Annotated in this window: 25 protein-coding genes, 1 tRNA gene and 1 riboswitch; of the genes, 10 read left to right on the forward strand and 16 right to left on the reverse strand. The window is 52.5% G+C overall.

Annotation, left to right across the window (positions count from 1 at the left end; translation table 11 throughout):
- A partial coding sequence (locus TX77_RS00640; RefSeq protein ID WP_044502888.1) for an MFS transporter occupies window positions 1–928 on the reverse strand: 928 nt, incomplete at its 3' end.
- Window positions 929–1,205: 277 nt separating this feature from the next.
- A riboswitch (SAM riboswitch) is annotated at window positions 1,206–1,305 on the forward strand.
- Between the two features lie 85 nt (window positions 1,306–1,390).
- On the opposite strand from TX77_RS00640, the gene TX77_RS00645 reads away from it, so the two are divergent.
- The 3 genes from TX77_RS00645 to TX77_RS00655 all read left to right on the forward strand — a co-directional run bounded on the left by TX77_RS00645 (window position 1,391) and on the right by TX77_RS00655 (window position 3,674).
- Window positions 1,391–2,215 (forward strand): MetQ/NlpA family ABC transporter substrate-binding protein, encoded by an 825-nt coding sequence (locus TX77_RS00645; protein ID WP_044502889.1) that lies wholly within the window; start codon window positions 1,391–1,393, stop codon window positions 2,213–2,215.
- A gap of 133 nt (window positions 2,216–2,348) precedes the next feature.
- Window positions 2,349–3,017, forward strand: a complete 669-nt coding sequence (locus TX77_RS00650; RefSeq protein WP_044502890.1) for a 3'-5' exonuclease — start codon at window positions 2,349–2,351, stop codon at window positions 3,015–3,017.
- 54 nt (window positions 3,018–3,071) lie between these two features.
- On the forward strand, window positions 3,072–3,674 hold the full coding sequence (locus TX77_RS00655) for a hypothetical protein (RefSeq protein ID WP_044502891.1): 603 nt from the start codon (window positions 3,072–3,074) through the stop codon (window positions 3,672–3,674).
- A 20-nt stretch (window positions 3,675–3,694) separates the two neighbouring features.
- Here TX77_RS00655 and TX77_RS00660 read toward each other — a convergent pair whose 3' ends face one another.
- Together TX77_RS00660 and TX77_RS00665 are read right to left on the reverse strand one after the other, a co-directional pair.
- The gene (locus tag TX77_RS00660; RefSeq protein WP_044502892.1) at window positions 3,695–4,213 is read right to left on the reverse strand and encodes a Gx transporter family protein; all 519 of its coding nucleotides are present in this window, start codon (window positions 4,211–4,213) and stop codon (window positions 3,695–3,697) included.
- 9 nt (window positions 4,214–4,222) lie between these two features.
- Window positions 4,223–4,621, reverse strand: a complete 399-nt coding sequence (locus TX77_RS00665; RefSeq protein WP_044502893.1) for a NusG domain II-containing protein — start codon at window positions 4,619–4,621, stop codon at window positions 4,223–4,225.
- 34 nt (window positions 4,622–4,655) lie between these two features.
- Between TX77_RS00665 and TX77_RS00670 the strand changes: the two genes are divergently transcribed.
- Complete coding sequence (locus TX77_RS00670) at window positions 4,656–5,306, forward strand: tetratricopeptide repeat protein (protein ID WP_044502894.1); 651 nt, start codon at window positions 4,656–4,658, stop codon at window positions 5,304–5,306.
- Here TX77_RS00670 and gmhA read toward each other — a convergent pair whose 3' ends face one another.
- The 4 genes from gmhA to TX77_RS00690 form a co-directional block, all read right to left on the reverse strand.
- On the reverse strand, window positions 5,307–5,864 hold the full coding sequence (gmhA, locus tag TX77_RS00675; RefSeq protein ID WP_044502895.1) for a D-sedoheptulose 7-phosphate isomerase: 558 nt from the start codon (window positions 5,862–5,864) through the stop codon (window positions 5,307–5,309).
- Between the two features lie 8 nt (window positions 5,865–5,872).
- Window positions 5,873–6,439, reverse strand: coding sequence for a beta-class carbonic anhydrase (locus tag TX77_RS00680; protein WP_044502896.1), 567 nt, complete (start codon window positions 6,437–6,439; stop codon window positions 5,873–5,875).
- Window positions 6,440–6,451: 12 nt separating this feature from the next.
- A complete protein-coding gene (locus TX77_RS00685; protein WP_044502897.1) occupies window positions 6,452–7,810 on the reverse strand; it encodes an NAD(P)-dependent oxidoreductase in 1,359 nt (452 codons plus the stop codon).
- 69 nt (window positions 7,811–7,879) lie between these two features.
- Window positions 7,880–7,956: transfer RNA gene (locus tag TX77_RS00690), tRNA-Arg, on the reverse strand.
- Between the two features lie 196 nt (window positions 7,957–8,152).
- On the opposite strand from TX77_RS00690, the gene murQ reads away from it, so the two are divergent.
- The 5 genes from murQ to TX77_RS00715 are packed head-to-tail and all read left to right on the forward strand — an operon-like array spanning window position 8,153 to window position 13,644.
- The gene (gene murQ / locus TX77_RS00695) at window positions 8,153–9,067 is read left to right on the forward strand and encodes an N-acetylmuramic acid 6-phosphate etherase (RefSeq protein WP_044502898.1); all 915 of its coding nucleotides are present in this window, start codon (window positions 8,153–8,155) and stop codon (window positions 9,065–9,067) included.
- Complete coding sequence (locus TX77_RS00700) at window positions 9,054–10,433, forward strand: PTS transporter subunit EIIC (RefSeq protein WP_044502899.1); 1,380 nt, start codon at window positions 9,054–9,056, stop codon at window positions 10,431–10,433. Before murQ ends, TX77_RS00700 begins: the two co-directional genes overlap by 14 nt.
- Window positions 10,434–11,516: a DUF871 domain-containing protein gene (locus TX77_RS00705; RefSeq protein WP_044502900.1), complete on the forward strand. Its 1,083-nt coding sequence runs from the start codon at window positions 10,434–10,436 to the stop codon at window positions 11,514–11,516. It abuts the gene before it with no gap.
- 47 nt (window positions 11,517–11,563) lie between these two features.
- On the forward strand, window positions 11,564–12,493 hold the full coding sequence (locus TX77_RS00710) for an NYN domain-containing protein (protein WP_044502901.1): 930 nt from the start codon (window positions 11,564–11,566) through the stop codon (window positions 12,491–12,493).
- 29 nt (window positions 12,494–12,522) lie between these two features.
- Window positions 12,523–13,644, forward strand: a complete 1,122-nt coding sequence (locus TX77_RS00715; protein ID WP_044502902.1) for a 3'-5' exonuclease family protein — start codon at window positions 12,523–12,525, stop codon at window positions 13,642–13,644.
- A gap of 70 nt (window positions 13,645–13,714) precedes the next feature.
- On the opposite strand, the gene TX77_RS00720 is transcribed toward TX77_RS00715, so the two are convergent.
- From TX77_RS00720 to TX77_RS00730, 3 genes are all read right to left on the reverse strand, one after another.
- Window positions 13,715–14,041: an ArsR/SmtB family transcription factor gene (locus TX77_RS00720; RefSeq protein WP_044502903.1), complete on the reverse strand. Its 327-nt coding sequence runs from the start codon at window positions 14,039–14,041 to the stop codon at window positions 13,715–13,717.
- A 103-nt stretch (window positions 14,042–14,144) separates the two neighbouring features.
- The gene (locus TX77_RS00725; RefSeq protein WP_044502904.1) at window positions 14,145–14,339 is read right to left on the reverse strand and encodes a type II toxin-antitoxin system RelB/DinJ family antitoxin; all 195 of its coding nucleotides are present in this window, start codon (window positions 14,337–14,339) and stop codon (window positions 14,145–14,147) included.
- Window positions 14,332–15,393, reverse strand: a complete 1,062-nt coding sequence (locus tag TX77_RS00730; RefSeq protein WP_044503000.1) for a nicotinate-nucleotide--dimethylbenzimidazole phosphoribosyltransferase — start codon at window positions 15,391–15,393, stop codon at window positions 14,332–14,334. Before TX77_RS00730 ends, TX77_RS00725 begins: the two co-directional genes overlap by 8 nt.
- A gap of 254 nt (window positions 15,394–15,647) precedes the next feature.
- On the opposite strand from TX77_RS00730, the gene TX77_RS00735 reads away from it, so the two are divergent.
- Complete coding sequence (locus tag TX77_RS00735) at window positions 15,648–16,664, forward strand: LacI family DNA-binding transcriptional regulator (RefSeq protein ID WP_044502905.1); 1,017 nt, start codon at window positions 15,648–15,650, stop codon at window positions 16,662–16,664.
- A gap of 103 nt (window positions 16,665–16,767) precedes the next feature.
- Here the strand turns inward: TX77_RS00735 and selA are convergent, their stop codons facing one another.
- The 6 genes from selA to TX77_RS00765 form a co-directional block, all read right to left on the reverse strand.
- The gene (gene selA, locus TX77_RS00740; RefSeq protein ID WP_044502906.1) at window positions 16,768–18,159 is read right to left on the reverse strand and encodes an L-seryl-tRNA(Sec) selenium transferase; all 1,392 of its coding nucleotides are present in this window, start codon (window positions 18,157–18,159) and stop codon (window positions 16,768–16,770) included.
- Entirely contained in the window at window positions 18,152–20,074 is a 1,923-nt protein-coding gene (gene selB / locus TX77_RS00745) for a selenocysteine-specific translation elongation factor (protein WP_044502907.1), read from the reverse strand. The genes selA and selB overlap by 8 nt, the downstream gene beginning before the upstream one ends.
- Before the next feature lie 4 nt (window positions 20,075–20,078).
- Window positions 20,079–20,351 carry a putative Se/S carrier protein gene (locus TX77_RS00750; RefSeq protein ID WP_044502908.1) on the reverse strand — a complete coding sequence of 91 codons (273 nt, stop codon included), beginning with the start codon at window positions 20,349–20,351 and terminating at the stop codon, window positions 20,079–20,081.
- A complete protein-coding gene (locus tag TX77_RS00755; protein ID WP_044502909.1) occupies window positions 20,351–20,608 on the reverse strand; it encodes a TIGR03905 family TSCPD domain-containing protein in 258 nt (85 codons plus the stop codon). The genes TX77_RS00750 and TX77_RS00755 overlap by 1 nt, the downstream gene beginning before the upstream one ends.
- 35 nt (window positions 20,609–20,643) lie before the next feature.
- Window positions 20,644–20,964 carry a thioredoxin gene (gene trxA, locus TX77_RS00760; protein WP_044502910.1) on the reverse strand — a complete coding sequence of 107 codons (321 nt, stop codon included), beginning with the start codon at window positions 20,962–20,964 and terminating at the stop codon, window positions 20,644–20,646.
- 116 nt (window positions 20,965–21,080) lie between these two features.
- Window positions 21,081–22,223 (reverse strand): aminotransferase class V-fold PLP-dependent enzyme, encoded by a 1,143-nt coding sequence (locus tag TX77_RS00765; RefSeq protein ID WP_044502911.1) that lies wholly within the window; start codon window positions 22,221–22,223, stop codon window positions 21,081–21,083.
- Window positions 22,224–22,303 lie beyond the last annotated feature (80 nt).

Raw genomic sequence — 22,303 nt, forward strand, 5'->3', positions numbered from 1 at the left:
GTACCGTGTTGGCCGTACCGAGACCGATTAAAATGAAGGACAGGAAGAGCAGCCAGCCTTCGCTGATCGTCAAGAGTCCGATAAATCCCAAAAAGGCAATGGGCAGGGACAGGGCAAGAAGGCGCCGCGGCCCCCAATGCATAGTCAGCGTATCCCCTGCCAGGCGGGTGATGAAGGACGAAGCCGTAAACAAGGTCAGCCCCAAGCCCGACCGGGAGATATCGATGCCCTTTTCAAGGGTCATGAAGACGCCGCTCCAGTCATCGATAGCGCCTTCGACGAGAAAGGCAATCATACAAATAAGGCCGATGACGGCGATTTGGCCCTTAGGCCGTATGAAGTGCGGCCGTTTCTGAGCCGCCTGGCGTTCATTGTGCAAGTGAGGCCCGAAAAAGAAAACGCAGGCCATGATGACAGCCGAACTGGCAAAGGCTACGCCCTGCCAGGGCAGGTGGAATTGGAGCAAAAAGGCAAAGAAGGCGGCGCCCATGAAATTGCCCAGAGACCACATGGCCTGCAAGCCCGACATGATGCGCGTACGAACTTTTCGTTCGATAAAGATGCCATTGATATTGACGACGACATCCATGAGGCCTAAAGAAGCGCCGAGGCAGACCGCCGTCAGGACAGCCAGCCCATAGGCCGGCATGTAGCACAAGAGATTCAAAAAGGCAGCGATGCACAGGCCGGCGATGGTCAAGGAACGACGGCAGCCGAGACGGGCCGCAATGGTACCGGCCAGCATCATCATGATCAAGGCCCCGAGGCCGATTCCCAGCAAGAGAAAGCCCAAGTGGTCGGCCGGTATCGCCAGGTTCCGTTTCAAGAAAGGAATGAGCGACGCCCACGTCGTAAAGCCGAAACCGCCGATAAAGTAAAAGGCTTTTGCCGAATAAATCTGCCAATGTAAATCCCGTTCAAACTGCATATTTTATCACCTCGAAGCTATGTGCGCAAAAAAAGCCGGATAAAAAACCACAACAGACCTGACTGCCCTTACGTCGACCTGCAAATATACGGACTTGCAGGACCTCCGGACAATGGCTGCTGCGACATCTTATCCAGCCTGATACAATACGGGTATAAAGCCCTCCGATGAGTAGGTTCATTATAACATGAGACAAAAAAATTCTCAAGAAAAGCAAAAAAGGACTTGACAGTGTATTCTCTCAATGGTACTATATACACCATCAACAACACATTGTCTTTCATCAAGAGCAGCCGAGGGAATGGCCCGATGACGCTGCGGCAACCCCCAATCGGGATAGGTGCCAAGTCCAGCGGTATATTACCGGCAGATGAACGAATCGCAATCCGAGCCGTCATCTGAATGACGGCTTTTCTTTTTGAGCGACAACTTCCATTTACTTTCAGAAAGGATATGATTTACATGAAAATAACGGTAAAAAAAGTCTTTGCAGCCCTCCTCATCGCCACGGCCTGCCTGGCTGTCGCCGGCTGCGGTTCCTCCAGCGATTCCGCTGCTTCCGGTGACAAGAAAGAAATCAAAGTCGGCGTCACCGCCGGTCCCCATGCAGAAGTCATGGAAGAAGTCGCTAAAGAAGCTGCCAAACAAGGCCTCGACATCAAAGTCGTCGAATTCAACGACTACGTCCAGCCCAACAAGGCCCTGGCTGACGGAGACCTCGATATGAACTCCATGCAGCACCAGCCCTACCTCGATAACGTCGTCAAGAAACAGGGCTTAAAGCTCGTTTCCATCGGCAAGACGATTATCCTGCCCATGGCCGTTTATTCCCATAAATATAAAGATCTCAAAGACGTCGCCGACGGCGCCAAGGTAACGATTCCGAACGACCCGACCAACGGTGCCCGGGCCTTGCTCCTGCTCCAACAGGCCGGCCTGATTACCTTGAAGAACGGCAACTCCGTAGACGCTTCGGTAACGGACATTACGGCCAATCCGAAAAATCTCCAGTTCGTCGAACTCGATGCCGCTCAGATTCCCCGTTCTCTCGATGACACGGACCTGGCCTGCGTCAACACCAACTACGCCATTCCGGCCGGTCTGAACCCGCAGAAGGATTCCCTCCTCGTTGAATCGAAGGACTCGCCGTATGCCAACGTACTCGTCGTTCGCCAAGGCGATGAAAACAACGAAACCTACAAAAAGGTCCTCGCTATTTATCAGTCTGCCCCGATTAAACAGTTCATCGACGAACACTTCCAAGGAACGATTCTCCCGGCATTCTAAGCCATCGCTTCTAAAAGACAGCCTTCAAAAAAGATAGACACTACAAGGCCTCGTGCATAATATCTTCTGCACGAGGCCTTTTTATTATGGTATAATAAAAATTATCATCATGAATCAGAAAGGAGCCTGACCTATGAAAGCAGTATTCGTCGACTTCGAGATGAACCCCATCGGGCGAGACCAAAAAGAAGCACGCCGAACGTGTAAGGGCGAAATCATCGAAATCGGTGCCGTCAAGATAGACGAAGAAGGCAATGAAATCTCAGCCTACAAAGAATACGTCATGCCGGAATACACGACGGCCATGAATCAGACTTGCCAAGAATTGACGGGCATTACGATGGAAATGTTAAAGGGAAAGCCCCATTTCACCGAAGCCTTCGATCACTTTCTCACCTGGTGCAATGAAGGCTGTCCCAACGATTACGAGATGTATGCCTGGAGCGAAAACGACTGGCGTCAGCTCGACAGCGAACTCCGTCTCAAAATTACCAATGCCAAAGAAGATGAACGCGTCCGCTGGATGCTCGAACACTGGCAGAATTTTCAACAGATTTACTGCAATCTTCTGGGGCTCGACAACGTCATATCCCTTGATAAAGCGGTCAGCACCCTTGGCGAAACCTTCGACGGCCAAATGCACGACGCCTTGTGGGATGCCCGCAACACTTCAAAACTATATGTATTATCCAAGAAGAGCGATGAATTCCGCCACATCATGCAGCCTATCATCGACGCTACTAAAGTCACCGGGCCCCTTACTTTCTCACTGGCCGATGCCTTCCGTGAAGCCCGTAAATAAGCGGTTTGAAGAAAAACGGATATCGTCTTCTGTCTACGTTCTGCGAGGTATTTTATGATTCACACGCGAATTCGATTTCTGATTCTGATCGTACTGCTGCCCATTTTGGCCTTTACCTTGACGGCCTGCTATACCATCACCTTAAAAGAAAAACGTGTCGACGGCCTCGGTTCGGCTATTTCCATAAAATTACCGGGCAACCTGCAAAGCTTCGACCTGCCCATTCCCGTAAGTCCCGCCGCCAAGCCTTATTATGAAGGCAGTCGCCTCTACGGTGAAAACGATGCCGGCCTTTACATCGCCGTTTACACCAACCGTATCGACGTCCGAAAAATGGCCGATGACCTCCACCTGAAACAAGAAGACGCCATCCGACAGAACCTTGCCCAGACTGTCGATACGACAACACAGGCGGTCTTAGCCAAAATCGGAGCCGAAAACGTTTCAACCACGCAAGAAGAACGGACGCTGGACGGAAAACCCGCCGTAGTCCGCAGCGCAACCTTTAACTACGAAAAAAGATCCATGCGGGCGCGCCTCCTTGGATTTTCAGACGGGCCTGTGACCTGGATTGTCGTCGTGGCCTGTGATGAAAATAAGGATGATAAGATAAAATTAGCTGACGAAATCATAGACTCCGTCAGCTTACAGCCCTAAGGCCATCATATCCGATGTAATTATTCCTGCATCCTTTTATAGATTGGCAGTTTCTTCAAATGCCTCAGGGTAAATACCGAGGTAATGCCGATGAGAAGTCCCGTTCCCGCTCCGGCTACGGCCAGAACCGGCAGGTACAGCATGATTTTAAGGTTGGCCACGACCAGCGAGGCAACGAGGACCTGCCCGAAATTATGGAAGATGCCGCCGGCCATGCTGACGCCGAGAATCGAAAACTTCCCGACTCCCTTGAGTAGGAGCATGACGCCTAAACTGAGGACAGCACCGGCCACGCTGTAAAAGAATGCGTTAATCCCACCGCCAAAAGCGGCCGCCAAGAGAACGCGAACGAAGAGAATAAGGCAGACATCCCGTTTTCGCGGCAGGGAGTACATGGCGATGACGGTAATCAAATTGGCCAAGCCAAGCTTAGCCCCCGGCGCAATAAAAGGAACGGGAAGCATGCCTTCGACGATATATAGGACTAAGGATTGAGCGATAAACAGGCTCAACATGATGATGCGAAACGTTTTTTTCATAAGCCACCTCTAATGAGCCGGAATGACATCCGGTTCGCCGCCCCCGGCAGACTTGACTTCGATCAGCAGCTTATGAGGCAGGCAAACGACGGTTGCCCCGGGACGGCTGATAAAGCCCTCGCCGATACAGATTTTATCCGGGCAGTCCGCTTCGACGATGCCAATGGTATCATCTTTGACGACGACCAGATTATAGCCGTGGTCCGTCTTGATAGGAATCGTCTCCGTTCCCTGATGACCTGACAAGGGGACTTCTTTATATATTTTGCCGTCGACTTGGATGACAGCATACGTATCGTGAACAGCCGCATCATTCCCGGTCATGTAAAAGATACCCTCCGGAATAAGGGATAAAACGAGGAGGACGGCAACGAGGAGAATATCCCATTTATTAATGATTTGTTTCATATGTTTTCCAGACTGACGAATAGGAGAAATAACGATGAATAAAAAATACGCAGCAATCCTGCTCCTAGCCGCAGCCGCCGTGTGGACCAGCGGGTGCAGCCCCCAGCCGATATCATCGCAGCAGGCAAAGCCCATACAGGCCACGAAAGCCCCTTCTGCCCCGGCCATCAAGACCGATTCTAAAGCCGCCAGCGACGAAGGGATTAAAAACTATCAGGCTGGAGACTATGACAAAGCCCTTCTCGACTTCGACAAAGCCCTTTCCCTCGACGCCGACAACTATCAGGCTCTCAGCAACAAAGGCGTTACTCTGGCCATGCGCGGCAATGAAACGGGAAATAAAAAGGACGTTGAGCAGGGCATTGCCCTTATCGAAGAGGCCCTGCAGTTAGCCCCAAAAGATATGGCCTCTTTGTATAACATGGCCCTGGCCTGTAAAATCGACGGCCAGTACGATAAGGCCATTACGTACTTTAAAAATGTCATCTCAGCCGACCCGGGAAACACGTGGAGTTATTACGGCATTGCGACAATTTACGGCGACCTGGGAAAAGCAGACCAAGCCCTGCCTTATTTAAAACAAGCCATTGACCTCGGCGGTGAATCCGTAAAGGAGGCTGCCCGGACCCAGAGTCATTTCGATAAGATCAGAGACAACAAGCAGTTCCAAAGCGTCGTCCGTTAATTACATATCTTCTTCAGCGATTTCACAAAGAATATGGCCGATCATGATATGCATTTCTTGAGCCCGTGCCGTTACCTTAGCCGGAATGGCCAGGCAGATGTCGCAGGCATCTTTCATCTTACCGCCGCCATAGGCCGTCATGCCGATAACCGTAAGGCCTTTCGCATGGGCTTCTTCAATGGCTTCGAGGACGTTGCCGCTGTTGCCGGACGTCGAAATACCGATCAGGATATCTCCTTTTTCACCAAGGGCATGGACCTGACGACGGAATACCGTATCAAAGCCGTAGTCATTTCCGACGGCCGTCAAGATCGACGTGTCGACGGTCAGGGCGATAGCCGGGAAGGCCGGCCGTTCTTTCTGAAAACGACCGACGATTTCAGCAGCCAAGTGCTGCGAGTCGGCGGCGCTGCCGCCATTGCCGCAAAAGAGGATTTTGTGGCCTGAAGCCAGGGCTTCTTTAATGAGAGCCCCGGCTTTTTCAATATCGGGAATTAATGCTTTCGTCGCTTCTAAGACAGCGGCGTGTTCTTCCATTCTTTGGGTTACTAAACTCATAAAACCTCCTATTTCCGGTCTTCTCCATCGTCGACAACACGGATTTCGCCCGTATGAGGATGGATGACCATTCCATAAATCGTAAGGGATTTCGGTAAGTAGGGATTCGCCCGCAGTCGGCGCACCGTATCACAGACCGACGTATCGACGTCCGTAACCGGGTCAGCCCACTGCTTAAGCTGCGGTCGGATAGCGTCAATGGCCGTTTCATCGATGCCTTCTTCCACCATGTGGCGGCACAGGCTGTCGGCCGTCGTATGGAGCATGCCGCAGTCATCATGACCCATGACGATAATTTCATGGACATGGAGTTCGTAAACGGCAACCATCAGACTGCCGATGACACTGTCGAAGTCTTCAAAGGCCGTATTGCCGGCGACTTTGATGATTTTGGCATCACCGCGGACGAGGCCCATAGCCGGTTCCAAAAAATTTAAAAGGCGTGTGTCCATACAAGTCAACACAGCCAGGTGGCGGCGCGGATATTTGCTGACGTCGTCGAAACCTCCTTGTGACAAGGACTGTTTAACAAACTTTTCATTCGTATTAAGAATCTGACGAATCAACTCACTCATCCTATTTGCCCCCTAAGCTTTTACAGCTTCCATTACTTTTTTAGCCTTTAAATACTGGTCGATGCCCTCTGCCGCTTTGCGTCCTTCGCGCATAGCTAAAACGACGGTCTGCGGTTTGTGGACGATATCACCGGCAGCAAAGACGCCTTCCTTGCTGGTCATGCCGTACGGCGTATCCTTGACGGCGATATAGCCGTCGTCATTGGAAGAAATGCCGAAGGACTTGATGACCGGAAGTTCCGGCTTATTACCGATAGCTGCGATGATCTTATTGGCCGGTACGACACCGAATTCTCCCGTCGGCACCATGGTAGCGTCTTCGAGGATCTGCTGCCGTTCATAACGAAGACCTTCCACACGGCCTTCTCCAAGGACAGCCTTCGGTGCCGAATAAAATTGGAAGCGGACACCGTCGGCTTTCGCTTCTTCATATTCAGACGGCAGGCATTTCATATTTCGTTCCGCCCGGCGGTAAACGATGGTAACGTCGGCGCCGAGACGAAGGGACGTGCGGGCCGCATCGATGGCCACATTGCCGGCACCGATGACGATGACCTTATCGCCTGCCCGGACGGGCAGTTTTTCCGGGTCAAATTCGCCGTCCTGAGCCAGTTGTACTTGACGCAGGAACGGTTCTGCTTCGACGATACCTTCCACATCTTCATTGTCAACGCCGAGGTTCCAGCCATCCATCGTGCCGACAGCGATAAAGACGGCATCAAAGGACGATTTCAATTCGTCAAGGCTCTTATCGGTGCCGATTTTAACACCGTATTCGATGGTAACGCCCATGTCGCTCAGGGCCCGGGCTTCTCGCTGCAAGAGCTCTTTATGAAGGCGAAAAGTCGGGATACCGTAGGTCATGGTACCGCCCGGATGAGAAGCGGCTTCATAGATGGTGACATCGTAGTCGCGCTTAGCCAGTTCACGAGCCGCTGCCATACCGGCAGGACCGCAGCCGATGACGGCAACGTTTCCGGCTGTTTTCTTGCTGACCGGCTGATCCATAAATTTCCCTTCCAGGGCCATGTCTGCTGCAAAGCGTTCGAGCTTTCCGATTTCAACGGGCTGACCTTTTTTGCCGAGGATGCAGTGGCCTTCACACTGCTTTTCTCTCGGACAGATACGGCCGCAAATGGCCGGCAAATCACTGCGGTTATAAATATGCGCAGCAGCTGCGCCAAAATCCCCCAAGGTCAACGCATGGATGAATTGCGGAATTTCATTTTCAATCGGACAGCCCTTGCGGCACTGAGGAACTTTGCAGTTGAGGCAGCGTTTGGCTTCAGCAATCGCCTCCGGCAGCGTAAAATCGGCATCGTGCATGACTTCTTCATGGAAAGAAGCAACTCGGTCCTTCATATCAGACATGAGGAAACCCACCTTTCCGGTAATAGTATTATGGATTAATAGTAAGTATATAATTTACAAATAAAAAAATGGTGCGCCCAAGATGACTCGAACATCCGACACGCAGTTTAGGAAACTGCTGCTCTATCCAGCTGAGCTATGGGCGCACATGACACACAGGCCTGCTGCATGCAGATTAATAATACCATGAAACAGCAAAAAAATAAAGGCATGCCTTCCGAAAAAAAGCCCTATTGCAACTACTGTCAACACTCTCTATAATTAGATATATAGAGACCTTTCCTGAAAGAGCCGCCAAGACCGCTCTTCATCACCGAGGAAAGAAGGTAAGAAAGGAATACTATGATTGAATTAGAATCACTGGCAACGGAACAGCGAAATCCTCACAGTCAACAGATCGACCGGCTTTCGACGGAGGCCATGCTGCACGTCATCAATGATGAAGACCATAAAGTTGCCGAAGCCATAAAGGAAATCATCCCGGCCATTGCCCGTGCCGTCGACGTCATTTCTGACCGGCTGCGTCAGGGCGGCCGTCTTTTCTATGTCGGATCGGGCACGTCAGGCCGATTGGGAATCCTCGATGCCGTCGAATGTCCGCCAACCTACAGCACAGACCCCGAACAGATCCAAGGCCTTATCGCCGGCGGCTATGATGCCATTTTCCGAGCCAAAGAAGGGGCGGAGGATTCGTCGGACCTCGGGCAGGCCGATTTGAGAGAAAAAAAGCTTACCGCCCGCGACGTCGTCGTCGGCCTCAGCGCCTCCGGCAGAACGCCTTATGTCGTCGGCGCCCTGACCTATGCCAAAAGTATCGGCGCCGCTGCCATTGCCATTGACTGCTCGCCAAACTCCCCCATCGGGGCCTGTGCCGATATCGACCTCTGTGCCGTCGTCGGCCCGGAAGTCGTCACCGGCTCGACGCGGATGAAGGCCGGAACGGCTCAAAAAATGATTGCCAATATGCTGTCGACAGGTTCCATGATCCGCTTAGGAAAAGTATACGGCAATCTCATGGTCGACGTAAAATCATCCAACAAGAAGCTCGAAGAACGAGCCCGGCGCATCGTCATGACCGCCACCGGCTGCAGCCGAAAGGATGCCATCGACGCCTTGACAGAAAGTAACGGCCATGCCAAAACAGCTATCGTCATGGTACTCCTCGGCCTATCTGCCGCAGAAGCAGACGCCAAATTAGCGGCAGCGAAGGGCTACGTCGCTGCCGTAATCAGGGAGGCTTCCCATGGATTACGATAAACTGGCTAGGGATATTTATAACCTCACCGGTCCCTCCGAAAATATCCAAAAATCCTACAACTGCATGACCCGCCTGCGCCTGACCGTAACGAACGAGCATTTCACCAAAGAAGACCTGGCGAAACTTCCCGGCGTCATGGGCGTAAACCGTTCGGGCGACGAATGGCAGATCATCGTCGGCCCCGGAAAGGCAACGAAACTCTATCAGGCTTTTGCCAAAATCGTCGATGATGACAGTAACAGCAAGCCATCGGCAAAAAAGCCTGCAGAAGGAAGTCCGCAAAGCCCCTTTGACGGCAAAGCCCTGCACGAAGAAATCCGACAGAAAAATGCGACCCCGGCCAAACAGGCCTTAAAGAAAATCGCCCACATCTTCGTCCCCATCATTCCGGCCTTTATTGCCTGCGGTCTGATTACAGGCCTGCTCAATATCGCCGTGAAGGTCGACCCGACCCTGGCTGCCGGGCCCTTATTTCAAATGCTGGCCATTGCCGGCAACGCTGCCTTTTTCGGACTGAATATCTTCGTCGGCATCAACGCTGCCAAGGAATTCGGCGGCTCCCCCATGTTAGGCGGCGTCATGGCTGCCGTCCTCAGTCATCCCGGTCTGGCACAGATTACGCTCTTCGGAGATAATCTCGTTCCCGGCCGGGGCGGCATCATCGCCGTCCTCTTGGTCGTCTTCTTTTCATCATGGCTTGAAAAGAAACTCCATCGCATCGTTCCGGACATGGTCGACCTCTTTATCACGCCCTTAGCCGTCGTCGTCATCTCGACCTTCATGGCCCTCTTTATCTGTCAGCCCTTGGGCGGCTATTTATCTGAAGCCATCGGCTATGCCGCCACAAAGTCCATCGGAAGCGGCGGGGCCCTGACGGGCTTTATTTTAGGCGGGACCTTTTTGCCCATGGTCATGGTCGGGATTCACCAAGGGCTGACCCCGATTCACGCGGAATTATTGTCCCGCTACGGCGTGACCATCCTGCTGCCGATTTTGGCCATGGCCGGCGGCGGTCAGGTCGGAGCCTCTCTGGCCGTCTATCTGAAAACCAAAAACAAAGGGTTGAAAAAGACCATTGCCTCGGCCCTCCCGGTCGGCCTCATGGGCATCGGCGAACCCCTCATCTACGGCGTTACACTCCCCTTAGGGCGACCCTTCATCGGGGCCTGCATCGGCGGTGCTGTCGGCGGAGCCGTCCAGGCAGCCTATATGGTAGGCGCTGCCACAATTGGTATTTCCGGCCTGCCCCTGGCTGCCGGAACAGACAACATCCCCATGTATCTCTTAGGCCTCTTGGCAGCCTATGCAGCCGGCTTCATAGCTACATATCTGCTGGGTTTTGATGATCCAAAGGAGGATGAATAAATGGACACAGGCATTTCGATCTACCCCGGCCTCCGAGGCAGCATCCGAGAAAAAACGGGACTTATTGAAGAAGCGGCAGCCTTGGGCATTCACCGTCTGTTCACCTCTTTCCATATTCCTGAAACGGATGTCGCAGCCTTTCATCGAGAACTGGAGGCCGTCCTGGCATCAGCCCGCGAAAATAGCATGGACGTCGTCGCCGACATCTCTCCGGCCTCGGCAGCCCTCTTAGGAATGGACCGTGTTGAACCGGTAAAACTTGCCAAGCTCGGCATTACGACCGTTCGCTTCGACGACGGCTTCGATGCCGAAAAAATAGCCCTCTACAGTCAGGTCATCCAGGTACAACTCAATGCCTCGACCTTGACGGAAGACAGCTTGAAAGAGCTACAAAAAAAAGGAGCTCGCTTGGAAGCCGTCGACGGACTGCACAACTTCTACCCCAGGCCGCACACAGGCCTTGACCGCGATTATTTCATCGCCCAGACGAACCTGCTCCAATCCTACGGGCTTTCCGTAGGTGCCTTCATTGCCAGCAGCGAGGGACGCCGAGCTCCCTTATCAGAAGGACTGCCGACCCTCGAAGAACATCGCCGTCAGCCCGTCAGTCTGGCCGCCCGCCATCTGGCCGCCTTAGGACTGCAGTCGGTCTTCATCGGCGACGACCGGCCGTCCCTTACGGAGCTTCGCGAACTGTCCCGCGCCGGCCGGGAAGAAACAGGCGTCGTCGTCCTAAAAGCCCGATTCTTAATCCGCGACCCCTATGTGCAGGACCTCCTGTCCCATACCTTTACGTCCCGCCCCGACCCGTCACGCGACGTCGTCCGCGCCGGCAACAGCCGAAGCCTTTTAGACGGCCGCATCGTCGAACCGGACAGTGCCGGATTCCGCAGTCTTCGCCGCGGCGACATCACCATTGACAATGTCGATTTTCTGCGCTACATGGGCGAAGTGCAGATTGTAAAACGAGAACTTGAGCCGGAAGAACGGACTAATATAGCTGCGAAAATTCTGCCTGAAGAAGAATTTCTCATCGACACCATTACACCGGGTCGGAAATTTCGCTTTGAATTTATCCGCTAAGGCCATATGTATTGATGAAACGTAATGAAAACAGAGGTAAAACAACTATGAATCAAGAAATGAAACTCGCCGTTCTCATCGACGCCGAAAATATTTCCAGTAAATATATCGACGTCATCCTTTCGGAAGCCAATAACCTTGGCAACGTCGTCTACAAACGAATTTACGGCAACTGGACGACGCCGCAGATGGCTTCATGGCGCAACACGATTCTCGACAACGCCATCCAGCCCATCCAGCAGTACAGCAATACGATCCGCAAAAATTCATCGGACTCGGCCCTCATCATCGACACCATGGATTTATTGTACCAGAGCAATCTCGACGGATTTTGCATCGTATCATCGGACAGTGACTTCACCCGTTTGGCATCGCGCCTTCGGGAATCGCAAAAGTACGTATTAGGCATGGGCGAAAGCAAGACGCCCCGCTCCTTTATCTCAGCCTGCAACAAGTTTCTCTACCTCGACGTCCTTTGGGAAGAAGCCGAAGAACACGATGCTGACGATATCGAACAGGCCGAACATGAAGAAACAGCCCCGGAAGCGGATGCTGCAAAGCCGGAAAAAGCCGAAGCTGAAACTCATCCTGTGGAAACCCAGCCCAGTGAAACGGAAAGCGAACATACTCCGTCTCCGTCAGAACAGACTCCTTCTTCCGGCAAGACGCCCGGAAAAGACTTCTCAACCATCCGCCAGGCCCTCATCAAACTGACCGAAGAAAACTCCGACGACAACGGATGGATTTTCTCCGGCACCTTGGGGAATCTCCTGAGCAAACAGTTCTCCGACTTCGACGTCCGCAACTTCGGGTACAAGAAATTCGTTCCCTTCATCGAATCGTTGAATCTCTTTGAAGTCAATACGTTTACGGACGAAAAAAACCGCACCGTAAAACACAACTACTTCAAGCTTAAACAGACACCGAAGCGGCAGCGCCGCACCTTCCGCCCGTACTATAAACAACGCGGCCACTAAGAAAGCTTCACTCACGGAGGTTGCCCGTCATGAACAGCAATACCCAAAAGGCGCTGGAATCCCTGCGGCGGCGAGAGATCAATTCATCGATTGCCATTGCCGCAGATCTGGCAAACGACAATCCAAATAGTATTTGCCGGCTGGCCTTGGCCTGGATTAGTGACGGGAACGTCCATGGCATTTCGTATCTCATCAAGCCCCGCGAAGGACCCATTGAAACCCGTCATGTAACCGAAGCCAGGCTGAAAGACAGTAAACCCTTCGATGCCGTCTGGGATGAAGAGATATCGGTCCTCATCGGAGATGCATTCCTATCGGCCTACCATTCAGAAGCATTATTCACATCCATCAAAGCCAGCTACGAAGCGTCCGGACGCAAATGGCCCATCCATGACGTCTATATCCGGGACCTGCAGTTCCTGGCTGCGACCTATATTCCTAATTTGGCCAACGACTCCTTGACCTCCATCCTCCATCGCATGGACATCGCCGTCGACATGGACAGCGCCATCAGTCGTGCCATGGCCTGTATCTGCGGACTGAGCTGGCTCGAAGAACGCTATCCCATTTCAACGTACGGCATGCCCTTGTCATCGGTCATGGCCGGAGCCCTGCGGCCCCGCACGGAAGTTCTCGAACAAGCAGATCCGGAGGGAGAAGAAGCCGAAGAAGAGAAGGGAAAATACAGCAAATGGAGCCATTATACGAATATCCTCCTCTTGCCCTTCGTCATCCTCTGTCTGGTCCTCACCATTCACTACATTCATCGCCAGCGTGAGGCCAATCAGTCGAACGTCAACTTTTCCCAGTATTCCCAAGACGGCGTCCCAGACATGAGCGATGCAGAAAAAGAAGCTCAACCCAAAGAGCACCGCCTGCCATCCAGCAGCGGCCGTTACCTCATGATGCGCGGGACCTATGTCATCCCCGATAAAGAGACGATTCCCGTCTTTCTAAAAGCCAGCCGCAACCGCGACATGGAAACGATCCGCGCCCTCGTCCGCTCCGATAAAATCCTGATTTTCGCCAAGCCGACGCGAATCCAGATTACCGAGGACAAAGCCTACGACGGATTCATTCCCATCAAAATACTGGAAGGCGACTATGCCGATCAACAGGGCTTTGCCGCCGAAAATATGATTACAAAATAAAAGCGCCTGCTCGCCGAGGCTCTGTACCTCCTGCGAGCAGACGCTCTTTTTTTGGTGAGAAATCATCAGGCTATAAGTCTTGGCCGATGAAACGGGATAGTTCCTGTAACGCTTGTTCGTTGCGGCGATAGTAAGTCCAGCGCCCAACGCGTTCTGTCGACAATAAGCCGGCACGCTGCAGCATATCCAAATAGTGAGAAATCGTCGATTGCGAAATCCCAGCTTTATCCTGAATAGAACCAACGCAGATGCCACCAGGGCAGTCGGCTGTATCTGGAGACAGATGAAGCTTTTTACCAGGAAAATGTTTTTCCGGATCTTTGAGCCAGATCAGGATATTTACCCGCGTTTCATTGGACAATGCCTTACACATTTCCATGAACTGCTTCTTATCCATCTGTATACATCTACCTTTCTAGATATTTAAAAATTACCTACTATTAGGATACGATGAAATAGCATTTTTGTCAATATATACGGGTAATATTTAAGTAAACAAATTAGAAAGCATCCCATTCGGCAAAACGCTCGTTCATCCGCTTTTTCTTCATCTTCCGCGTTTTTTCCTCAGACGCAGCAAAAGGCATCCGTCCGACCTCAATGGTCCGCTTATAAAAAAGTTCTATCGCTTGTTCTTCTGTCAGGCCTAATCGGGCAAAGACAGCCCGTGCCTTTTCTCTCGTTACATCATCCATGGTGCGCATCTCCTTGGCGTTTATCATATCGTTCCTGAGCTTCCTGATTGATGCCGTCTAAGGTGGCCATATGCCAAACGGCGTACATCATCGTCTTGAGCAGGATAACACCCAAGACGGCCCCCGTCCCTTCTCCCAGGGAAAGGCCGGCCGTAAGAGGCACGTCATACTCGTCGATACCGCATAGGCGCAAGGCCTGAGCCATGCCGGGCTCCCTGGAAATATGAGAGGGCAGGGCATAATCCCGAACCCGAGAATCCATGGCAACGGCACAGGCCAGGGCCGTCGCCGTAATAAAGCCGTCGATATAAAAAGGGATTCTCTCATCGGCACAAGCCAGCATAGCGCCGCACAGGGCCGCCAGATCGAATCCGCCGACACAGCGCAGGGCCGCTTCCGGTGACGACAACTGCCCTTCATAGCGCTTCATGGCCTCGGCAATGACACGGCGCTTGTGAAACAGCAGCTTGTAATTCCCCCTGGCCGAACCGAACCCGGAAAGCCAGGTCATTTTTTTCGGCGATAAGGCCGTCAGCACAGCAGCCGACGTCGTCGTATTACCGATACCCATTTCCCCGAAGGACAAGAGATTGATTCCTTCGGCCTTAGCCTGCTGTACCTGTTCCCGACCGGCCGCCAGGGCCTGTTGAAGCTGAGCTTCACTCATGGCCGGCTCCTTGGAAAAATCCCGCGTCCCCCGGGCTATCTTGCGATCGATGCCGACGGCATCTTCACTATCGATGCCGACGTCGATGACGGCGTAGGGAATCTGCTGACTGCGGCAAAAGCAGGTCACGGCCGACGTGCCGTCTACCATGTGCCGGCTCTGCATATAGGTAATATCAGCTAATTGTGCGACGACACCGGAATGAACGACACCGTTGTCGGCCGCAAAAATAAGATGCTTCGGCCGAAGCTCTTTATGAAACTGCCCCCAGGCCAGGAGCACCTGCTTGGCCTGTTTTTCTAAGGTCCCTAAACTTCCGGGGGGCTTCGCCAAATTGTCCACCTGATATAGAGCCTGCTTGCGATACTTATCTCTGTCTTCGGTCATATTCGTCCCCTTTTTACCCGTTTTTCTGATGATGCCTCTCATCACCGTTTCCTAAAAAGTCTCGGGCTTGTATGTTTTTTATTGTATCATGATTCGCAGAGATTGGCCACGACTGCTGATTTAATGCAAAAAAATTGTATTAAAAAAAATTCTGACACAGACACCAATGAATATTTGTCCATTCTGTAGCATATATTTCCTTGAAAAAACGTTTAAATTATGTCAAAATAAGCATAAGAGTGGAGGTGGCCATCGTGTCCACAATTAAAGATATTGCAAAAGCTGCCGGCGTTTCTATTGCAACCGTATCCATCGTCCTGAACGGAAAAGGACGGGAACGAAAAATTTCTCAGGAAACTCAACAGCGAATATACAAAATTGCACAAGATTTAAACTACGTTCCAAACCAATCGGCAAAGAAGCTTCGGTCAGCACAAAAGGACAGCTACGCCATTGCTTTCTACTGGGCAACAGACTTTCGTATCAACTACTTGGCCCGTATCACCCTCGGTATCCAAGAAGAAATCATGAAACAAAATAAAACAATTCATTTAACCGTTGTCCCATATAAAGTTGACCAGCTCCAAAAACAACTCGAAGCCATGCAGAATGAATTTTTCAATGGCATCATCATCGCTAACATGTCCAACAAGGACATGGATTATCTCAATTCCATCCATATTCCCTGCCCGGTGGTCCTGTTCAACAGGGAATCGGATAAATACAGCAGCGTCACCATGGACAACTATCAGATCGGCTGCAACGTCGCCCGTCATTTCCTCGACAAGGGCATTTTTGACGCCGGCGTCTTGACCCACGACACAACCTTCCCCATCATGCGTACCTGGATGCAGGGCTTCCTCGATACCTTTGCCCAAAACGGCCATCCGGTTCCGGAAGAAAACATCGTCCTTTGTGACACGGCTTCCGCCAGTGCTGTCGCCGCTACGAAAAAACTCTATGAAGAAAAACGGATGCCCCGGGCGATGTTCTGCGAATCGGACGTCCTGGCCCACGGCATGCTCTATGCCTGCCATGCCTTAGGCATCGCGATTCCGGAGGAAGTAGAAGTCTTCACCATCGGTATCAACATGGCTCAGCTCAATGACTATGCCATCCCATCCTTATCTCGTGTCGATATACCCATGGGCGAAATCGGTCAGCACTGTCTGCATCTCATGGTCGACCTCATCGAAAAGAAAAAAGAAAATCCGACGGTTCAATTCGTCGAAGGCCGGGAAATTATCGGACAATCTTCACCGGCAGAATAAGTAATAATTCAATTTCTTTCCCTCCCCCTTATTTAGCAAAAGGAACGACCCCAAAAAAGATTTTTACGGGGTCGTTCCTTTTCTATATCCATTTATGCAGCCATCAAGACTGTAAAACCGATTTCATCGCCCTTACGATGTCCGAAAATTCCTCATCGCCAAGGGTCCGCACGGAAAGGATAAGGGCATCGTGACGGATGCGGGCCAAAACAGGGATATCTCCTTTTCGAAGGCTTTCTTCTAAGGCCGTTACCGTCCCGCTTGTCGGCCGGACAGCAACGCCCCAGCCGGAAAGGACGACACCGGGGAAGGCACCGCCGCCGACGGCATCGTCGACTTCAACGAGCGATATTTCAAGGGGAAGACCGGCCTCCGATAAAGCTGCTGCCAGCAACTTCCCGCGTTTATGGCAAAGGTCAGAAGGCTGCACCAGGGCCGCCAATGTCGGAATCTTTTGAACCGCCTCTCCGTCCCGATAGATGCGAAGCGTCCCTTCGAGACCGGCTAAGGTCATCTTATCGATGCGAAGGGCCCGAAGCAGCGGGTGGCGTCTCATCCGTTCAATATAGGAAGCCTTGCCGACGATGATGCCGGCCTGGGGCCCGCCTAACAGTTTATCACCGCTAAAGGTAACGACGTCGCAGCCGGCTTCAATGACTTCTCGGACCGTCGGTTCATGAGGGAGTCCCAATGACTCCAAGTCGATAAAGAGGCCGCTGCCAAGGTCATTGATGCAGGGAAGATTTTGGGCGTGAGCCAGTCTGACTAAATCAGCTGCCGTTACGCTTTCCGTAAAGCCGATGATGCGGTAATTGCTAGTATGGACTTTCATCAAAGCGCCCGTGTCTTCACGAATAGCCCGTTCATAATCAGCCAAATGGGTCTTATTGGTCGTCCCGACTTCACGAATCGTGCAGCCGCTCTGTTCAATGACATCGGGAATGCGGAAGGAACCGCCGATTTCAACCAATTCACCTCGGGAAACGACGACTTCTTTGCCGGGCATAAGGCTGGCCAGTACCAACAGGACCGCGGCGGCGTTATTGTTGACGACCAGGGCATCTTCGGCCCCGGTAAGCTGACAGAGGAGTTCTCGTACATGATCATCACGAAGGCCCCGTTTTCCCAATGCTAAATCATACTCTAAATTAGTGTAGTGCCCGACGAGTTCCGCAATCTGTCCGGCAATGTCCGGACTGAGAACGGCCCGGCCTAAATTGGTATGAAGGACGGTCCCGGTCCCATTGATGACTCGCCGCAAATGCCCCTTATCCGCGCCCTGTATAGAGGCCGCCACGGCTTGTTCAAAAAGCTCCATAGAAAAAGGTTCATTCCAGAGTCCTTCGAGAATGGCTCTACGCCTATCGTCGAGAACGGCGCGAATGGCATCGCGAACAATATGACGCGGTTTTTCTAACTGCTGAAAAGCCGGACGCTGTAAAAGCGTATCGACATCAGGCAGCTGGCGAAGCAGCTGTTTTATAGCTTCATTCATAAACGTCATCTCCTTTAGCTGTATCATTAGCGGCCCTTGACCCGAAAGCCCGGCCATCACCGGCCTTCACCGTAAGACCCAAACCATCAAAATAAGTTAAAATCAAGAGGGCCTGACGGCGGTTAACCTGCAATAGGTCTCGCAACGTCCCCACCTTTAAAACTTCATGCTCCTTGAAATACTGAGTAACGACCTCGGCGGCTCGTCGAAGGCAGGCCTTCGATAAGACAAACTCCGGCGAAAGGAAGGTGAGGCTCTTACCCTGTAAGGCCTTGAGGATTTCCCGTACGTCCGGCCCCAAAGAAAGGAGGTCGGCAATCGCAACGGGACTGTACCCGCTTCGAGCCAATCGCCTTTCAATCTCCGACTGGCATTGGCGCTGACGGGGTGAAAAAGCGAGGCGAAAATCCTTGGCCGCAACGAAATCTCGCGACAGTCGGCAGATTTTTCGCGCCAAGAGCAACTGCAGCAGTGCCCGACCTTCTTTTTCACCAAGGCCTAACCGCTGCCGCCATTCAGGTTGGGTCATGCCAAAGCGCAGGGGCCACCGTTTATGGTACTCATGGAGTACAGAAAGGCTCCGAGCCTGCCATGACTTGAAGGCTTCGCCATGAATCCAGCCCAGGCGAAATGGCTTCACCCGGCCTTGATGTTTTAAATGTTCGAGAGCCCTTTCAACCTCCCCAGAAGGCAGGTCGGTTCCGGCAGAAATAGCCTCAACCGTCGAAAACGGAGACTGACAGCACTGTAAAAACTGAGCAATCACTTCCTCTTTCAGATTCGCATCGCGAGCTCGTAAGGCCGTCATCAGATTCTCTTTAAAGCGACGGTGTTTTTCCGGACGGGCATCGAGGATTTTTCCTCCGCCTACGGTATGCATGGGCGAAAACGAACGAAGGATAAAAGGATCCCCGCTTTTGACATAGATTTCATCTCGCTCCAACCGCAGCTGCAAGAAACCTTCCGTACCGGGTTCGATGGCTTCGACGCCTAAGGGGACGACACGGGCCATGACTTCCCGCGTCCCGACTAAGAGGCGCACACGCTGCCAGAGTACCAGTGGCGGCGCCTCCCTAAGGCAGGTCACCTTGGCATCGATCATGCGCGTCGCCGTCACGTCCGGTACCGCACAGAGGACCGAGCCGCGAGGAACGTCGCCGCAGGAAATTCCGGCCAAGTTAAGTGCCGTCCGCTGTGACGGTTCCGCGCGGAGGACGTCTTCCTCATACACCTGAATGTTGCGAACGCGCAGCTGCCGCCCTCCGGGGTAAAGCCATAGGTACTGCTCCTTTTCCACGACCCCGTCCAGGAGGGTACCCGTAACGATAGTTCCGACTCCATTAAGCGAAAAAGAACGGTCCACATGGAGACGGCCATGACCGGAAGCCTCTTGGGGCAGAATCGTTTCGGCCATCCGGGAAATGGCATCGACGAGTTCACGCATTCCGCGGCCGCTCAAAGCATCGGTGACGACAAGCGGGGACCCTTCCGCAGCCGTACCGATGAAAGCTTGGTCCATGCGGGTTAAGGACTCCTCAAGGGCTTTTGGGGCAACGGTATCGGCCTTGGTTACGACGACGATAAATTTACGAACGCCAAAAAGGGTCAAGATGCCGAGATGTTCACTCGTCTGCGGCATGACCCCTTCCTTGGCATCGACGACGAGCAGGACCATGTTGAGGCCCGGCAGGCCGGCGACCATATTCTTTATAAAATTTTCATGACCGGGTACATCGACGATACCGCACCGCGTCCCATCGGGCAGATCCAGCCAGGCAAAGCCTAAATCGATAGTCAGGCCCCGTCGTTTCTCTTCAGCCGTCCGGTCGGTCTCGATGCCCGTCAAAGCCCGCACAAGCGTCGTCTTGCCGTGATCGACATGACCGGCTGTGCCGATAACGATATGTCTGGTCATCCTGTCAACCTTCTTTTATCTTAGTATATGAAACGGAAAGGCCTTGACGGCAGGCATGATATAAAGCGGCCCATTCCACCGCCTCCTTGTCGAATAAGGCAGTGAGGGCCGCTTCATCGTTCAACTCGTATTTCAAAGAAAAACCACAGGACGCATCGATTTTTCCCGGCGTAGGAATGATGCGCACCGAAAGTCCTGCTTTCTTCGCAAGGCGTTCACCTTCAATAGCCTCTCGCGTCGACGGCACTAAGACGATACCGTATTCCTGAACCGCCATTACCCTTCCTGAGCCAAGGCCTGCTCAACGGCGCGTGCCAGCTGGTCGGCACAAGACGTGCCCCGATCCTCGCAGGGATTTCCTTTTAGGATAGCGACGGCCCGCTTGGCATCGGCGTCTTCAAGAAGCTTGCCGAGAGCCAGGGTGTTGCCGGGACAACCGCCGACGAAACGGACGTCATGGAGCTTCCCGTCTTCGATGGCAAAGGAAATTTCACGAGAACAAGTTCCCTTGGTCTTGTAGGAATAGTTTTTCATAAAAAATCACCTCGAATATCCGCAGAAGGAACGGATTATTTCAGCAGGGAATCTAATTTGTTCTTTAATACATTAGCCGGAACAGAACCGATAGCCCGGTCGACGACTTTCCCGTCTTTGAAAAAGACCATGTTGGGAATCGTGCTGACATCGTAATCCTGAGCAAGGGCCGGATTTTCATCGACGTCGAGTTTTCCGATTTTAACCTTGCCGGTATATTCTTCGGCGAGTTCTGTAATAATCGGTCCTTCCTTTTCGCAAACACCGCACCAGGTTGCAAAGAAATCTACCAAAACAGGTTCGCTGCTGTTCAAAACTTCTTTTTCAAAATTATCCATTGAAAATTTATATTCCATAATAGACGCCACCTTTCTTCTTTTGACTATTTGCCTTTTGTAACTAATTTCATTATATATTAGTACACCAATCGAGTCAAGTTTTCCCAAAAAATTTACACAATCGCCAAAAACGCCTACGAGCGGACAATGACTTCCAAAGCCGCTGCCGCTGCCAGGACGTCTTCAACGGTCGTAAACTGAGAAAAAGAAAAGCGAACCGTCCCCTGAACGGCCGTCCCCAAGGCCTCATGCATGAGGGGTGCGCAATGATAGGCCGGCCGCGTCGCCATATGATAGGTCTCCCATAGGATGTCGCTGACGACAGCCGACTCGGCATCGCCCAGATTCAGGCTGTAGACACCTACCCGGGGACCGGAAAAATCCCCGTAAAGGCAAATTCCGGGAATGGCCTGCACGGCAGGAATAAAGGCTCGGGCCAATTCCTCTTGATGAGCCCTGACAGCCGGAATCCCCTTTTTTAAGACAAGTTCGACAGCCGCACTCAGACCGGCAATGCCGGCGACATTGGCTGTCCCCGCTTCAAAAACAGCAGGAACTCCTGAAGGCTGCTCCCGCTCAAAAGTATGAACGCCGTCGCCGCCGGTAATAGACGGCAGGACTTCGACGCCGCGGCGGATGACGATTCCTCCCGTTCCGCCCGGTCCATAGAGCGATTTATGCCCGGTAAAGCAGGCCGCCGTTACGATGCCGTCAGACAAATCGATGTCATAAGCCCCTGCCGTTTGAGATACGTCGACAATGAGCCCCAAACAGTGATTCCTGCAAAAAGCCTTGATGCGGTTCAAGTCGAGGACATTGCCCGTCACATTAGAGGCATGATTACAGACCAACCATTTGGTCTTCGGCGTCAGCAGCCCTTCCATGTCATCGTAAGCCAGCCCTCCTGTAGGACTGACAGCCGGAATGACGGTCAGTTCCGCCCCTAAAGCCTCTAACTGGTATAACGGGCGCAGAACGGCATTATGCTCCCAAGCCGTCGTCATAACGCCGTCTCCGGGCCGGATCAGCCCTTTCAGCACCATATTCAGGGCAACCGTAGAATTGTGGGTAAAGGCAACGTCGTACAAATCCTTACCGTTAAACAGTGTCTGAACGCGATGTTTCGCCGTCAAGACGATGTCATAGGCCTTTAAAGAATAGCCGTGGGCACCACGGGACGGATTGCCGATATCGCCGGCCGTCAAGGCTTCAAAGACGGCCTTCGATACGGCTTCCGGCTTTTGGGCCGTCGTCGCCGCATTGTCAAAATAATACATGACGCCCTCCTTTCCAAGCAGCCCCTATTGAAAAAGGCCCGACGAGACTGCCAAAGCAGGTCGTAAGGCCCTTACAAGGT

Origin of the sequence: Megasphaera massiliensis (assembly GCF_000455225.1) — a bacterium.
Taxonomy (GTDB): Bacteria; Bacillota; Negativicutes; order Veillonellales; family Megasphaeraceae; genus Megasphaera; species Megasphaera massiliensis.